This window comes from Pseudomonas sp. Marseille-Q5299, from assembly GCF_943737035.1.
GTDB classification, from domain to species: Bacteria; Pseudomonadota; Gammaproteobacteria; order Pseudomonadales; family Pseudomonadaceae; genus Aquipseudomonas; species Aquipseudomonas putida_E.
The window spans coordinates 93,479-107,715 of the sequence record NZ_CALSFR010000008.1 but is presented as its reverse complement, the minus strand read 5'-3'; the positions used below and the strand labels follow the sequence as shown (position 1 = coordinate 107,715).

13 protein-coding genes are annotated in these 14,237 nt (G+C 62.4%); 4 read left to right on the top strand and 9 right to left on the bottom strand.

What is annotated here, in order from left to right:
• Window position 1: 1 nt before the first annotated feature.
• On the bottom strand, window positions 2–1,315 hold the full coding sequence (locus NGJ21_RS21230) for an ATP-binding protein (protein ID WP_046788225.1): 1,314 nt from the start codon (window positions 1,313–1,315) through the stop codon (window positions 2–4).
• Between the two features lie 13 nt (window positions 1,316–1,328).
• On the bottom strand, window positions 1,329–2,069 hold the full coding sequence (ompR, locus tag NGJ21_RS21225; RefSeq protein ID WP_046788224.1) for an osmolarity response regulator transcription factor OmpR: 741 nt from the start codon (window positions 2,067–2,069) through the stop codon (window positions 1,329–1,331).
• Window positions 2,070–2,296: 227 nt separating this feature from the next.
• On the opposite strand from ompR, the gene NGJ21_RS21220 reads away from it, so the two are divergent.
• The 4 genes from NGJ21_RS21220 to NGJ21_RS21205 all read left to right on the top strand — a co-directional run bounded on the left by NGJ21_RS21220 (window position 2,297) and on the right by NGJ21_RS21205 (window position 7,362).
• Window positions 2,297–4,621, top strand: coding sequence for a Tex family protein (locus NGJ21_RS21220; protein ID WP_119687938.1), 2,325 nt, complete (start codon window positions 2,297–2,299; stop codon window positions 4,619–4,621).
• Window positions 4,621–5,004 carry a PaaI family thioesterase gene (locus NGJ21_RS21215; RefSeq protein ID WP_012316725.1) on the top strand — a complete coding sequence of 128 codons (384 nt, stop codon included), beginning with the start codon at window positions 4,621–4,623 and terminating at the stop codon, window positions 5,002–5,004. The genes NGJ21_RS21220 and NGJ21_RS21215 overlap by 1 nt, the downstream gene beginning before the upstream one ends.
• 154 nt (window positions 5,005–5,158) lie before the next feature.
• Entirely contained in the window at window positions 5,159–6,736 is a 1,578-nt protein-coding gene (gshA, locus tag NGJ21_RS21210) for a glutamate--cysteine ligase (RefSeq protein ID WP_237860295.1), read from the top strand.
• Window positions 6,736–7,362, top strand: coding sequence for a TetR/AcrR family transcriptional regulator (locus tag NGJ21_RS21205; RefSeq protein WP_046788222.1), 627 nt, complete (start codon window positions 6,736–6,738; stop codon window positions 7,360–7,362). The genes gshA and NGJ21_RS21205 overlap by 1 nt, the downstream gene beginning before the upstream one ends.
• A 37-nt stretch (window positions 7,363–7,399) precedes the next feature.
• Here NGJ21_RS21205 and NGJ21_RS21200 read toward each other — a convergent pair whose 3' ends face one another.
• The 7 genes from NGJ21_RS21200 to NGJ21_RS21170 all read right to left on the bottom strand — a co-directional run bounded on the left by NGJ21_RS21200 (window position 7,400) and on the right by NGJ21_RS21170 (window position 13,965).
• Window positions 7,400–7,615 carry a TOBE domain-containing protein gene (locus NGJ21_RS21200; RefSeq protein ID WP_008095172.1) on the bottom strand — a complete coding sequence of 72 codons (216 nt, stop codon included), beginning with the start codon at window positions 7,613–7,615 and terminating at the stop codon, window positions 7,400–7,402.
• Between the two features lie 44 nt (window positions 7,616–7,659).
• The gene (gene ssuB / locus NGJ21_RS21195; protein WP_237860293.1) at window positions 7,660–8,472 is read right to left on the bottom strand and encodes an aliphatic sulfonates ABC transporter ATP-binding protein; all 813 of its coding nucleotides are present in this window, start codon (window positions 8,470–8,472) and stop codon (window positions 7,660–7,662) included.
• Entirely contained in the window at window positions 8,469–9,266 is a 798-nt protein-coding gene (ssuC, locus tag NGJ21_RS21190; protein WP_237860291.1) for an aliphatic sulfonate ABC transporter permease SsuC, read from the bottom strand. The genes ssuB and ssuC overlap by 4 nt, the downstream gene beginning before the upstream one ends.
• 10 nt (window positions 9,267–9,276) lie before the next feature.
• Complete coding sequence (gene ssuD / locus NGJ21_RS21185) at window positions 9,277–10,425, bottom strand: FMNH2-dependent alkanesulfonate monooxygenase (RefSeq protein WP_012316730.1); 1,149 nt, start codon at window positions 10,423–10,425, stop codon at window positions 9,277–9,279.
• A 60-nt stretch (window positions 10,426–10,485) separates the two neighbouring features.
• Window positions 10,486–11,451: a sulfonate ABC transporter substrate-binding protein gene (locus NGJ21_RS21180; RefSeq protein ID WP_251962613.1), complete on the bottom strand. Its 966-nt coding sequence runs from the start codon at window positions 11,449–11,451 to the stop codon at window positions 10,486–10,488.
• A 395-nt stretch (window positions 11,452–11,846) separates the two neighbouring features.
• Entirely contained in the window at window positions 11,847–12,485 is a 639-nt protein-coding gene (locus NGJ21_RS21175) for a peroxiredoxin (protein WP_161871809.1), read from the bottom strand.
• Window positions 12,486–12,651: 166 nt separating this feature from the next.
• On the bottom strand, window positions 12,652–13,965 hold the full coding sequence (locus NGJ21_RS21170; RefSeq protein ID WP_196997184.1) for an OprD family porin: 1,314 nt from the start codon (window positions 13,963–13,965) through the stop codon (window positions 12,652–12,654).
• Between the last annotated feature and the right edge of the window lie 272 nt (window positions 13,966–14,237).

Sequence of the window (14,237 nt, the reverse complement as noted above, 5' to 3'; positions counted from 1 at the left end):
CTCAAACCGCGTTACGCGGTAGCAAAAGCCCCAACGGCAACCTTACCCGCGCCTCGATCCCGCCCCCAGAACGGTTGCGCAACTCGACATTACCGCCATGCTGGGCGGCGATCCGCTTGACGATCGCCAGCCCCAACCCGGTGCCCTTGCCACCCCGCGCACGGTCCCCACGAATGAACGGGTTAAAGATGGTTTCCAGCTCCGACTCATCGATCCCTGCCCCCCGGTCCAGCACGCTCAGCACCACATAAGGCGCGCTCTCGTCGCCCGACACATAGGCGGCCACCTCGACCCCCTTGCCCGCGTGATGCAGCGCGTTACCGATCAGGTTGCCCAGCATGCGCTTGAGGGAAACCCTGCGCAGCGGGAATGGCGGAATAGGCTCCAGGCACAAGCGCACACGCTCTTGCGGCTGGTTGTAGGGCGCCACCACTTCGCGCACCAGGTCGGCCAGGTCGACCTCCTCCAGCGGCTCGTCGCGGCCATCGCGAATGAAGGCCAGGAACTGGTCAAGAATCGCGTCCATGTCCTCGATGTCGCGGACCATGTCGTCGCTCAGTTCGTTGTCGCTGTTCAGCAAGGACAGCGACAGACGCAGGCGCGTCAGTGGCGTGCGCAAATCGTGGGACACACCCGCCAGCATCAGCTCGCGCTCACGCCCGGCCTGCTCGACATCCTCGGCCATCTGGTTGAACGCGCGATACACCTCGGTCATTTCGCTCGGCGTATCACTGATCGGCAGACGTACACTGCGGCCCTGGCCCAACTGACGGGCAGCGAACACCAGGCGCTTGAGCGGCTGGTTGAGCTGGCGCACGAAGATCCACGCCGAAGCGGTGGACAGCAGGCCGATGGCCAGGAACCAGCCAAGTACGTTCCAGATCTTCTGGCCACGCAACGGGTGCGGATAAAGCGGCACTTTCAGCCAGCCCGGGCCGAGGCTCGGCGCGTTGACCCACAACGCAGGCGGTGCGTGGATGCGCAAGCGCACTTCGGTGTCTTCGCCCAGCTCGGCCTGCATCTGCCGTTGATAGATTTCGCTGTAGGGCCAGTGCTGCTCGCCCTCCGGCACGCCGGAGCCGGTCACCCGGATCAGGCCTGCGGCTTCGGCAATCTTGTCGCGGTTTTCTTCATCGGCCGCCCAATAGGCGCGCAGCGTCAGCGCCACACCATGGCTGTACTGCCGATCGACCAGCACATCCTCGTTCATCAGCAGGTAGACCAGGGTCAGCGCCTTGGAGAACAGGACAACGATCAGCACCAGCCACAGGGTGCGGGCGAAGAAGCTTTGCGGGAACCAGACCGGAGTTTTCATCGAAGGCCAGGCTTCATTTGCCAGCGTTTCCGTCCGGTACGAAGACGTAACCTACGCCCCACACAGTCTGGATATACCGTGGTTTGGACGGGTCCGGTTCGATCATGCGGCGCAGGCGCGAAATCTGTACGTCGATCGAGCGCTCCAGGGCATCCCACTCACGGCCACGGGCCAGGTTCATCAGCTTGTCGCGGGTCAACGGCTCACGGGCGTGCATGACCAGGGCCTTGAGCACGGCGAATTCACCGGTGGTGAGCATGTGCACTTCTTCGCCACGCTTGAGTTCACGGGTGGCCAGCGACAGCTCGTAATCGCCGAAAGTGACCGACTCGTCCTCGCTGCCCGGGGCGCCCGGTACCGTCGGTGCCTGACGGCGCAGCACGGCCTTGACCCGCGCCATCAGCTCGTCCGGGTTGAACGGCTTGCCGAGGTAATCGTCAGCGCCCAGCTCAAGCCCCTTGATGCGGCTGAGTTCGTCACCCTTGGCGGTGAGCATGATTATCGGGATCTGGTTGTTCGACTGGCGCAGGCGCTTGCACGCGGACAAGCCATCTTCGCCCGGCAGCATCAGGTCGAGCACCACCAGGTTGAATACCTCGCGCTGCAGCAGGCGGTCCATCTGTTCGGTGTTGGGCACCGCGCGGGCACGGTAGCCCTTGCTGGTGAAGAAACGTTCCAGCAGGCTGCTGAGCCCCGGATCGTCGTCGACGATGAGAATCTTGTCACCTTCAGCGTTGTTTGCGGTGCCGGTCATGAATAACTCCTCTGAGATCGCCGCGCATTATGGCGTAGCCATTGCCACGCGTGCCGTGAGCATTGTTAGCAGATTTTTCCCCCGGCGCCACTTCCCGGCCTCCGCAACTGGCCTGGCGCCATCACCGCAAGCCGTCTGCGATGGGTATAATGCGCGGCTTTCTCCAGTGCCGCCGGGCGGAACAAGCGCCTCGCAGCCCCCGTATTCACAATTGTCAGGTGGTTTACATGGACAGCATCAACAGCCGTATCGCCGAGGAACTGGGCGTACGCCCTCAGCAGGTCGAGGCGGCCGTGGGCCTGTTGGACGAAGGCTCTACCGTGCCCTTCATCGCCCGTTACCGCAAGGAAGTGACCGGTAGCCTGGACGACACCCAGTTGCGCCACCTGGAAGAGCGCCTGCGCTACCTGCGCGAGCTGGACGAGCGCCGTGCGAGCATCCTGTCCAGCATCGAGGAACAGGGCAAGCTGACCCCTGAGCTGGCCCGCGAGATCAAGCTGGCCGACACCAAGACCCGCCTCGAAGACCTTTACCTGCCGTACAAGCAAAAGCGCCGCACCAAGGGCCAGATCGCCCTGGAAGCCGGCCTGGGCGAGCTGGCCGACGGCCTGTTCAACGACCCGCAACTGGCGCCGGAAAGCGAAGCCGCGCGCTTCGTCGATGCCGACAAAGGTGTCGCCGACGTCAAGGCCGCCCTCGAGGGCGCCAAGTACATCCTCATGGAGCGTTTCGCCGAAGACGCTGCCCTGCTCGACAAGCTGCGCAACTTCCTCAAGCAGGAAGCGGTGCTCAGCGCCCGCGTGGTGGCTGGCAAGGAAGAGGAAGGCGCCAAGTTCCGCGATTATTTCGCCCATGACGAACTGCTGCGCACTTGCCCGTCGCACCGCGCACTGGCCATTTTCCGCGGCCGCAACGAAGGTGTGCTGAGCGCGTCGCTGAAGGTTGGCGAAGAGCTGCCGGGCACCCTGCACCCGTGCGAAATGATGATCGGCAGCCACTTCGGCGTGGAAAACCGCAACCGCCCGGCTGACAAGTGGCTGGGCGAGGTGGTGCGCTGGACCTGGAAGGTCAAGCTGTACACCCACCTGGAAACCGACCTGTTCGGTGAGTTGCGCGATAACGCCGAAAGCGAGGCGATCAACGTCTTCGCCCACAACCTGCACGACCTGCTGCTGGCCGCCCCGGCCGGCCCGCGCGCGACCCTGGGCTTCGACCCGGGCCTGCGTACCGGCTGCAAGGTCGCGGTGGTCGATGCCACCGGCAAGCTGCTGGACACCGCCACGGTCTACCCGCACGCACCGCGCAACGACTGGGACCGCACGATCTCGGTACTGGCCGCACTGTGCGCCAAACACTCGGTGGAGCTGATCGCCATTGGCAACGGCACCGCCAGCCGCGAGAGCGACAAGCTGATCGCCGAGCTGGTTAAAAAATACCCGGCGCTGAAGATCACCAAGATCATGGTCTCCGAAGCCGGTGCGTCGGTGTACTCGGCGTCGGAGCTGGCTGCCCGTGAATTCCCTGACCTGGACGTGTCGATCCGTGGCGCCGTGTCGATTGCCCGCCGCCTGCAGGACCCGCTGGCCGAACTGGTGAAGATCGACCCCAAATCCATCGGTGTCGGCCAGTACCAGCACGATGTGTCCCAGGTGAAGCTGGCCCGCGGCCTGGACGCTGTGGTCGAGGACTGTGTGAACGCCGTGGGCGTGGACGTCAACACCGCTTCGGTCGCGCTGCTGACCCGCATCTCCGGCCTCAACGCCACCCTGGCGCAGAACATCGTCGCGCACCGCGACGCCAATGGCCCGTTCGCCACCCGTGCCGCACTCAAGAAGGTCAGCCGTCTGGGTGAGAAAACCTTCGAACAGGCCGCAGGCTTCCTGCGCGTAATGAACGGCGACAACCCGCTGGATGCCTCCGCCGTGCACCCCGAGGCCTACCCGCTGGTGAAACGCATCGCCGCCGACACCGGCCGTGACATCCGCTCGCTCATCGGCGACAGCGGCTTCCTCAAGCGCCTGGACCCCAAGCAGTTCACCGACGAAACCTTCGGCCTGCCCACCGTCACCGACATCCTCCAGGAACTGGACAAGCCCGGCCGTGACCCGCGCCCCGAGTTCAAGACCGCCACCTTCCAGGACGGCGTCGAAGACCTCAAGGACCTGGAGCCCGGCATGATTCTCGAAGGCGTGGTCACCAACGTCACCAACTTCGGCGCGTTCGTCGACATCGGCGTGCACCAGGACGGCCTGGTACACATCTCGGCGCTGTCCGAGAAGTTCGTCAAGGACCCGCGCGAAGCGGTCAAGGCCGGCGACGTGGTCAAGGTCAAGGTCATGGAAGTGGACATCCCGCGCAAGCGTGTCGGCCTGTCCATGCGCATGAGCGATACCCCGGGCGAAAAAGTCGAAGGCAACCGTGGTGGCAACCGTGGCAATGGCGGCAACCGCCCGCAGCAGGCACCACGCCAGCGCGAAACCGCTAGCGCCGCGCCGGCGAACAACGCCATGGCTGCGCTCTTTGCCAACGCCAAGCAGTTGAAAAAGAAGTGATGGAGATCCCCAAAGAGCTCGTTGAAAGCGCCTACAGCCAGCTACTGGGCTGCCGCCTGCAACGCCTGGACACGGGCGTTGCAGAGGTGGCACTGGCGCTTGAACCGCACCTGCGCAACCGCGGCCAGAAGCTGCACGGCGGGGCCATCTTCAGCCTGGTGGACATCGCCATGGGCCTGGCCTGCTCGGCCAGCCATGGTTTCGACCAGCAAAGCGTGACCATCGAATGCAAGATCAACTACATGCGTGCGGTCGGTGACGGCGAGGTCCTGTGCACGGCGCGGGTGCTGCACGCCGGGCGCCGTACCCTGGTGGTCGACGCCGACGTAGTCCAAGGCGACAAACTGGTCGCCAAAGCGCAGGGAACCTTCGCGGTTCTCTAGCTCACCAAACGGTATCTGCGGTATTTTGCGGCAGTGCGCTGGCACTGCCGTAACCGCGTAAACCAGGCGACAACGCCAGTTCCTTTCCTCCTACCCTTGTAGACCGTCAACTCTACCCCCATATTGGGGCGACTGATGCGTGAAGGAAACCATCTTGAGCGACCTCCTCAACCGCCGCCTGAGCCTGCTCGGCGCCAATCTCCCCCTGCTCAAGCAGTGCCTGCACGGTATTGAGCGCGAATGCCTGCGCGTCACCGACGAAGGTCGCCTGGCTCAGACCCCGCATCCGGAAAGCCTGGGTTCGGCGCTGACCAACGAGCAGATCACCACCGATTATTCCGAGTCGCTGCTGGAGTTCATCACCCCGGCCCTGCCCGACCCGGCCCAAGTGCTGGAAAGCCTCGAGCAAACCCACCGCTTCGTCTACAGCAAGCTTGGCGACGAATTGCTGTGGAGCCCGTCGATGCCGTGCACGCTGCCGGCCGAGGAGGACATCCCGATCGCCGAGTACGGGACCTCGAACATCGGCAAGCTCAAGCACGTCTACCGCAAGGGCCTGGCCCTGCGCTACGGCCGCACCATGCAGTGCATCGCCGGCATCCACTACAACTTCTCGTTGCCTGAAGCGCTGTGGCCGCTGCTGCGCGCCGCCGAGGGCAACGACCAGAGCGACCGCGACTACCAGTCGGCGGCGTACATTGCGCTGATCCGCAATTTCCGCCGTTACAGCTGGCTGCTGATGTACCTGTTCGGTGCCTCGCCAGCCCTGGACAAAGGCTTCCTGCGTGGCCGCCCGCACCAGCTCGAAGAGCTGGACGCCGAAACCCTGTACCTGCCCTACGCTACCAGCTTGCGCATGAGCGACCTGGGCTACCAGAGCAACGCCCAGGCCGGCCTCACCCCCTGCTACAACAACCTAGCCAGCTATACCGACAGCCTGCGCAAGGCGGTGGGCACGCCCTACCCGCCCTATGTGGAAATCGGTACGCATGTGGACGGCGAATGGGTGCAGTTGAACACCAACATCCTGCAGATCGAGAACGAGTACTACTCGAACATCCGCCCCAAGCGTGTCACCTACACCGGCGAGCGGCCGATCCAGGCCCTGACCTCACGCGGCGTGCAGTACGTCGAGGTGCGCTGCCTGGACATCAACCCGTTCCTGCCGGTAGGCATCGACCTGACCGAGGCGCGCTTCCTCGATGCGTTTCTGTTGTTCTGTGCCCTGGAAGACAGCCCGCTGCTGGACAATGGCGAATGCGGCCAATGCACCGACAACTTCCTGAGTGTGGTCAAGGAAGGCCGTCGCCCAGGCCTTGAGCTGCGCCGCGACGGCCAACCGATCGAGCTGAAAGCCTGGGCCAGCGACTTGCTTGGGCGCATCGGCCAACTGGCTGAGCTGCTCGATCACGCTCAAGGCGGCGACGAACATGCCAAAGCCCTGGCCGCACAGCAGGCCAAAGTCGACGACGCTTCGCTGACGCCATCGGCCCAGGTGCTCGCGCGCATGAGCGAGCATGAGGAAAGCTTCATCCAGTTCTCGCTGCGCCAGAGCCGCCTGCACGCGCAAACGTTCCGTGAGCAACCGCTGCCCACAGAGCGCCAGCAAGCCTACGAGACCCTCGCCCGCAATTCGCTGGCCGAGCAGTCACGCCTCGAGCAGCAGGAAGTCGGCGACTTCGACCAGTTCGTCGGCGCCTACCAGGCCAGCATCCTGGCGATCAGCAACTGATGACCCGCAGCACCACCCCGCGCAAGCCGCGCGCCAGCAGCCAGGCCAGGATCGAGGCGATCCTGGCGGCGGCGCGCGAGCTGTTGGCCGAGCAAGGGGTGGCAGCATTGTCGATCTACAGCGTGGCCGAACGGGCGCAGATTCCACCCTCGTCGGTGTATCACTTCTTTGCCAGCGTGCCGGCACTGCTCGAAGCGCTGACGGCCGATGTGCACCGGGCTTTTCGCGAGGCGTTGAGCGCACCGATAGACAGCAGCGCGCTTGGCACCTGGCATGAGCTTTCACGGTTGATCGAACAGCGCATGCTCGACATCTACAACGAGGATGCTGCAGCGCGTCAGTTGATCCTGGCCCAGCATGGCCTGAGCGAAGTGGTGCAGGCGGACCGGCAGCACGACATGGAGCTGGGTGAGTTGATGCACAAACTGTTCGACCAGCATTTCCGGTTGCCGGTAATGCCAGCGGACGTGGATGTGTTTGCACTGGCCATGGAGTTGAGCGACCGGGTGTATGCGCGCTCGGTACAGTTGCACGAGGCGATCACCCCGCGCATGGCCGAGGAAGGCAAGCGGGTGTTCGAGGCGTACCTGGGCTTGTACCTGCCGCCGTTTCTTGCCAAACGCTGATCTTGCTGGGGCCGCAGGGCGGCCCCAAATGCCCACATCACAGCTTGGCGATGGACACTTCAGTCGATTTCACAAAAGCGATCACTTCACTGCCCACCTGCAGTTCCAGCTCCTTCACAGAGCGGGTGGTGATCACCGAGGTGACGATGCCGGAGGCGGTCTGCACATCGATTTCCGACAATACCGGGCCTTCGAGGATTTCTTTCACGGTGCCTTTGAACTGGTTGCGGACGTTGATGGCTTTGATAGTCATGATGTGCTTCCTTCTCTATGGCTTCAGTCTGGTAAGTGAGTCATTCAGTGCGCCCAACGCAGTTGCGTGGGCAAAGGGGCTACAGGGTCCGGCTCGGGCGCAGTGCCCGGGGCCGACAGAACACGGTTGAGCACTTCGCTTTCCAGCGCGGCCAGACGGTGCGAACCACGCACCCTTGGCCGAGCCAGATCGACGTTGAGGTCCAGGCCGACTGCGCCGTCCTCGATAAGGATCACCCGGTCGGCCACGGCAACGGCTTCGTTGACGTCATGGGTGACCAGCAGCACGGTGAAGCCGTGCTGACGCCACAGGCGTTCGATCAGTTGCTGCATCTCGATACGGGTCAGGGCATCCAGCGCACCCAGCGGCTCGTCCAGCAGCAGCAGGCGTGGCTGATGAATCAGCGCCCGGGCCAACGCCACGCGCTGCTTCTGGCCACCCGAGAGCGCTGCCGGCCATTCATTGGCGCGGTCAGCCAGGCCAACCGCCTCCAGTGCTTCCAGCGCACGGGGGCGCCAGTGGCCGGACAGGCCCAGGCAGACGTTGTCGATCACCTTTTTCCAAGGCAGCAGGCGAGCGTCCTGGAACATCAGGCGGGTTTCTTCGCGGGCCTCGGCCAGCGGTGCTGCACCGGCCAGAAGCTCACCGGCGCCGGGCTGGTCGAGCCCGGCCAGCAGGCGCAGCAAGGTGCTCTTGCCACAGCCGCTGCGCCCGACGATGGCAACGAACTGGCCGGCCGGAATGTGCAGGTCGATACCACGCAACACTTCACGCTGGCCAAAGGTCTTGCGCAGGCCATTGGCGGCCAGCGGGATACCCCGCAACAAGCGCGGCGGTTGTTCCTTGAGAATGGTCATGCGCCCTCCTTCCTGGCGACTTGGTAGGCCGGGTGCCAGCGCAACCAGACACGTTCCAGGCCGCGGGCGGCGAGGTCGGCGAGCTTGCCGAGCACGGCATACAGGACGATGGCCAGGACCACCACGTCGGTCTGCAGGAATTCACGGGCATTCATTGCCAGGTAACCGATACCGGCGTTGGCCGAAATGGTTTCGGCAACGATAAGGGTCAGCCACATGAAGCCCAGGGCAAAGCGCACACCGACCAGGATCGAGGGCAACGCGCCCGGCAGGATCACCTGGCGGAACAGGCCGAAGCCGGACAGGCCATAGCTGCGGGCCATTTCCACCAGCGCCGGGTCGACGTTGCGGATACCGTGGTAGGTGTTCAGGTAGATCGGGAACAGCGTGCCCAGCGCGACCAGGAAGATCTTTGCCGACTCGTCGATACCGAACCACAGGATCACCAGCGGGATCAGCGCCAGATGCGGCACGTTGCGGATCATCTGCACCGAGCTGTCGAGCAGGCGTTCGCCCCAGTTCGACAGGCCGGTGATGAAGCCCAGTACCAGCCCAATGCTGCCACCGATCAGAAAGCCCAGGCCGGCACGCCAGCCGCTGATGGCCAGGTGGGTCCAGATTTCACCACTGCGTACCAGCGCGACACCGGCGCTGACTACGGCGCTGGGTGCAGGCAGGATGCGCGTCGACAACCAGCCAGCACTGACCGCCAGCTGCCAGACAGCCAACAGCAGTACCGGCAGCGCCCACGGCGCCAGGCGCTGGGTCAGAGTGGAGGACGTTGCACGACTCATGGCTGCGCCCTCAGCTCTGCGACACGGACTTGGGCAGGATGTCGTTGGCCACCATCTCGCCGAACGGGCTCACGTAGCCACCGGTCTGCGGTTGCTCCGGGCGCTGCACGTCCAAGTGCGGGAACAGCAGCTCGGCAACGCGGTAGGACTCTTCCAGGTGTGGGTAACCTGAGAAGATGAAGGTATCTATCCCCAGGTCTGCGTACTCCTTGACCCGTGCCGCGACAGTCGGGCCATCACCGACCAGCGCGGTACCGGCGCCACCGCGTACCAGACCGACACCCGCCCACAGGTTGGGGCTGACTTCGAGGTTGTCACGGTTGCCGCCATGCAATGCGGCCATGCGCTGCTGGCCCACCGAGTCGAAACGCGCCAGCGAGGCCTGGGCCCGGGCGATGGTGTCGTCGTCCAGGTGCGAAATCAGGCGGTCTGCCGCGGCCCAGGCTTCGTCGTTGGTTTCCCGCACGATCACATGCAGACGGATACCAAAGCGTACTTCGCGACCTTGCGCGGCAGCCTTCTCCCGCACCTGAGCGATTTTCTCGGCAACAGCGGCTGGTGGCTCGCCCCAGGTCAGGTACAGCTCGACCTGCTCGGCAGCAAGATCCTGGGCGGCTTCGGACGAGCCACCGAAATACAGAGGCGGGCGTGGTTGCTGAATGGGCGGATAGAGCAGCTTGGCGCCCTTCACCTGGATGTGCTTGCCTTGGTAGTCGACGTTCTCGCCCTCCAGCACCTTGCGCCAGATACGCGTGAACTCGACCGAGGCTTCGTAGCGCTCCTGGTGGTTCAGGTGCAGGCCATCACCGGCCAGCTCGTCGGGGTCGCCACCGGTGACCAGGTTGAACAGCGCCCGGCCGTTGGACAGGCGGTCCAGGGTTGCCGCCTGGCGCGCCGCGACCGTCGGCGAAATGATGCCTGGACGCAGGGCAACCAGGAATTTCAGATGCTGGGTCACCGGGATCAGCGATGCTGCCACCAACCAGGAATCCTCGCAGGAACGCCCGGTAGGGATCAGCACACCACCAAAGCCGAGACGGTCGGCGGCCTGGGCAATCTGTTGCAGGTAACCGTGATCGACCGCACGGGCACCCTCGGATGTGCCCAGGTACTTGCCGTCACCGTGGGTGGGGAGGAACCAGAAAATGTTAAGGCTCATTGGAGTTGTCTCCTTAAAGATGGCGAGGGCCACAGCGGCGCCCCGGCACAGGCGAATCAATCAAGGCGCGCTGGCGACCTTGGCCGGGGGTGTCCAGATCACGTCCTTGATGCTCAGCGGCTTGGGAATCAGCTTCAGCGCCTGGAAGGTGTCGGCGATTTTCTGTTGTGCGGCCACCACCTCGGGGGTCAGCGGCGCGGCACCGTAGCCTTGGCGCTTGACCGAAGTCAGGGTGATGTCGGCGGGCAGCCCGAGCAGCGCAGCAACCTGGTCGGTCACCTCCTGCGGGTTGGCCTGCGACCATTTGCCCACGGCGCGTACTTCTTCGATGAGGGCGTTGATCACAGCCGGATGCTGGGTCGCGTAGTTGCGGGTAGCCAGGTAGAACTGGTGGTTGTCGACCAGGTCTTTGCCGTCACGCAGGGTGCGTGCCTGCAGCTGCTGTTCGGCGGCGGCCTGGTACGGGTCCCAGATCACCCAGGCATCGACGCTGCCACGCTCGAACGCGGCGCGGGCATCGGCCGGCGGCAGGTAGACGGGCTGTATGTCGCTGTACTTTAGGCCGGCCTCTTCCAGGGCGCGGACCAGCAGGTAGTGAACGTTCGAACCTTTGTTGAGCGCAACTTTCTTGCCTTTGAGTTCCTTCACCGACTGGATCGGCGAACCCTTCGGTACAAGGATCGCTTCACTGTGCGGCGCAGGCGGTTCGTAGGCCACATAGAGCAGATCGGCACCGGCGGCCTGAGCGAATACCGGCGGCGTTTCACCAGTTACGCCAAAGTCGATGGAGCCGACATTCAAGCCTTCGAGCAGCTGCGGGCCACCTGGGAATTCGGTCCATTGCACCTGGATGCCCTGATCGGCCAGGCGCTTTTCCAGCGTGCCCTTGGCTTTGAGCAGCACCAGGGTGCCGTATTTCTGATAGCCGATACGCAGGCTTTCAGCCTGGGCTTGGGTAATGACGCCGAAGGACACAGCCGCCGCAAACAGGGCGACCAGACCACGACGCAAGAAGACTGTGCGCATGGCGCTCTCCTGTGCGAGTAGGTTCGGGTTGCACCTGCTTGCCTCGTTGACGGGCGAGTAAGGTGGATGACGCGATAAAGCCGTTGTGCCGGTTCAGATGCTCCAGCGCTGGAAGTGTTGCACCTGAGGGCTGACATTAGCAGCCTTGGTATATTCCTAGAAATCATATTTTTTCATTTGTTTATTCCATAAAGTACTTTGGTGATTCTTTGATATTGGGGCCGCTTTGCGGCCCTTTCGCGACACAAGGCCGCTCCTACGAGGAGCCGCGCCTTGTGTCGCGATGGGCTGCGCAGCAGCCCCACGCCTGAAGCGGTTTGTGCAGGCATAAAAAAGGGCCGTCGAAACGGCCCGAATATCCCTGCTATGGCTAAGAGCAATGCAACGAGAATGCTTCAGCGATTGGGTTGCGGGGTCAGCCGCAGATAGGGTTTTACAGCGCGGTAGCCTTTCGGGAAGCGCTGCTTGATCTCTTCCTCATCCTTCAGCGAAGGCACGATTACCACTTCGTCGCCATCCTGCCAGTTACCTGGCGTGGCCACCTTGTGGTTGTCGGTGAGCTGCAGCGAGTCGATCACCCGCAGTATTTCGTTGAAGTTGCGCCCGGTACTGGCTGGATAGGTAATGGTCAGGCGCACCTTCTTGTTCGGGTCGATGACGAACAGCGAGCGCACGGTCAGGGTGTCGCTGGCGTTCGGGTGGATCAGGTCGTACAGGTCGGAAACCTTGCGGTCGGCGTCGGCGATGATCGGGAAGTTGACCACGGTGTTCTGGGTCTCGTTGATGTCCTCGATCCACTTGTGGTGCGAGTCGACCGGGTCTACGGACAGGGCGATGGCCTTGACCCCACGTTTGGCGAAGTCGTCCTTGAGTTTGGCGGTCAGGCCCAGCTCGGTGGTGCACACCGGGGTGAAGTCGGCCGGGTGAGAGAACAGCACACCCCAGCTGTTACCGAGCCACTCGTGGAAGCGGATCGTACCTTCGCTGGAATCTTGTTCGAAGTCGGGGGCGATGTCGCCGAGTTTGAGGCTCATGGGGTGTGGCTCCTGGGCTATGGGCTGGCCTTGTGAGGTTCAATGTGCCTGCATCCGCAGAAAGACAAAAGGAATAAATAATTCTCTATTTATAACTTAATGGAATTTACAAATGCGCGCACAAAAAAGCCTCGCACTAGGCGAGGCTCTTTTTTCCAACTACGTCTTACATGAAGTTGTAAGTGTAGTTGACGATGAAGCGGGTCTGATCCTGATCGTTCGCAGAGCCCGAACCGGTGCCGCGATAGACGCCTTGGCGCAGGCTGAAGCCCAGACCTTTAAGCGTGCCTTCCTGCAGGACGTAGTCGACGCGCGCATCACGTTCCCACTCGCTGAAGGTGCCGTTGCCATTGGTGCTACGGCCATCTTCACCACGCAGATAGGAAACAGATGCTTTCAGGCCAGGCACGCCCAGGCGAGCAAAGTCATACGAGTACTGACCGAAGGTGGTGTTCTCACCGGCCTTGGCGAACTGGTTGATCATGCTGTCGGTGAACAGGTAGAAGCTGGAACCGCCAGCGCCTTCATCGACCAGGCTGCCTTGGTTCAGCCAGACGAAGCCACCATCATCGCTGACCTGCTGATGACCCAACATCAGAGCGTGGCCGCCCAGGGTGTAGGTGAACATGGCGGACCAAGTCTTGTTGTCCACTTCGCCTGGGTTTTTGGCGTAGCCGTTATTGTTTTTGAACTCGTAACCGGCCTCACCATTACGGCCGTCTTTGCTGCTATCGAAGTAGCGCAGGTCGGTTTTGAACGACTGGTCGTCAGCAATCTTGAAGACGTGAGTGGCACCCAGGAAGTGCTGCTTGTAGAAGTCTTCCAGATTCGAGTAGTAGTACTGCAAGGTCAGGTCGGGAGTGAGCTTGTAATCCAGACCAGCGTAGCGGAACTTGTTGCTCTCCTGAGTAGCACCCTGTACCGAAAGACCGGTACGGTTGCTCGACGCACGACCCATGGCGTGGGTCAGCTGACCGGCATTGATGGTCAGGTTGTCGATTTCCTTCGACTGGATGGTGCCACCCTCGAAGGTTTGCGGCAGCAGACGGCCATCGTTGGAGACCAGGATCGGCAGGTTCGGCGCCAGGGCGCTACCGTAGTGAACTTCGGTCTTGGAGAAGCGAGCCTTGGCGTTTCCGCCGATACGCGCCCACTGGTCTACAGCCGAACCGTCGCTGTCGCTTGGGAAGAAGGAGCTGTTGTCAGGGTGATGACCTTTGCCGCCATCCAGGTGGATGCCCCACAGCGCTTGAACGTCTACGCCAAAACCAACGGTGCCCTCGGTGAAACCGGACAGGTAGTCGAGCTTGAAGCCTTGACCCGACTCGCGGTTGTCTGAACCGCCATCACGGTTATCGCCATTGAAATACATGGTGCGCGAGCTCAAAGACAATTTGCTGTCTTCAACGAAACCGGCAGCGCCTGCTTGTTGGGCGAGAACCCCCAGTGCCACGGCCAGAGCCAGGCTGGACTTGTACATGTTTTGCTCCTCTACGTTCTAATTTTTGTGTATCTCTGGCGGCGGGATCTGATGCCCTGCTCACCGTGGACTGGCGATTTAGTCCCAAAGAGTGACCAGCAAGTCAATCGTTACTGAACATTTCACGACTTTGGTCTAAGACGCCACCTGCGCTACAGGATAATGACAATCCTATAAATCCAAAATGACCGTTTTATGAATTTGTAAGATTTTTAAGGCATATGGTTGAAACCTTTACTGCCAAAAGCTGTATCGGCAGACGCTTGTAATAG

What these genes read in the sequence shown, in the direction of transcription:
- NGJ21_RS21175 (WP_161871809.1), bottom strand. Translation starts at nt 12,485, where the DNA reads ATGAGCCTCAAACTCGGCGACATCGCCCCCGACTTCGAACAAGATTCC.
- NGJ21_RS21200 (WP_008095172.1), bottom strand. Translation starts at nt 7,615, where the DNA reads ATGACTATCAAAGCCATCAACGTCCGCAACCAGTTCAAAGGCACCGTG.
- NGJ21_RS21170 (WP_196997184.1), bottom strand. Translation starts at nt 13,965, where the DNA reads ATGTACAAGTCCAGCCTGGCTCTGGCCGTGGCACTGGGGGTTCTCGCC.
- NGJ21_RS21180 (WP_251962613.1), bottom strand. Translation starts at nt 11,451, where the DNA reads ATGCGCACAGTCTTCTTGCGTCGTGGTCTGGTCGCCCTGTTTGCGGCG.
- ssuC (WP_237860291.1), bottom strand. Translation starts at nt 9,266, where the DNA reads ATGAGTCGTGCAACGTCCTCCACTCTGACCCAGCGCCTGGCGCCGTGG.
- NGJ21_RS21205 (WP_046788222.1), top strand. Translation starts at nt 6,736, where the DNA reads ATGACCCGCAGCACCACCCCGCGCAAGCCGCGCGCCAGCAGCCAGGCC.
- ssuB (WP_237860293.1), bottom strand. Translation starts at nt 8,472, where the DNA reads ATGACCATTCTCAAGGAACAACCGCCGCGCTTGTTGCGGGGTATCCCG.
- ompR (WP_046788224.1), bottom strand. Translation starts at nt 2,069, where the DNA reads ATGACCGGCACCGCAAACAACGCTGAAGGTGACAAGATTCTCATCGTC.
- ssuD (WP_012316730.1), bottom strand. Translation starts at nt 10,425, where the DNA reads ATGAGCCTTAACATTTTCTGGTTCCTCCCCACCCACGGTGACGGCAAG.
- NGJ21_RS21220 (WP_119687938.1), top strand. Translation starts at nt 2,297, where the DNA reads ATGGACAGCATCAACAGCCGTATCGCCGAGGAACTGGGCGTACGCCCT.
- NGJ21_RS21230 (WP_046788225.1), bottom strand. Translation starts at nt 1,315, where the DNA reads ATGAAAACTCCGGTCTGGTTCCCGCAAAGCTTCTTCGCCCGCACCCTG.
- NGJ21_RS21215 (WP_012316725.1), top strand. Translation starts at nt 4,621, where the DNA reads ATGGAGATCCCCAAAGAGCTCGTTGAAAGCGCCTACAGCCAGCTACTG.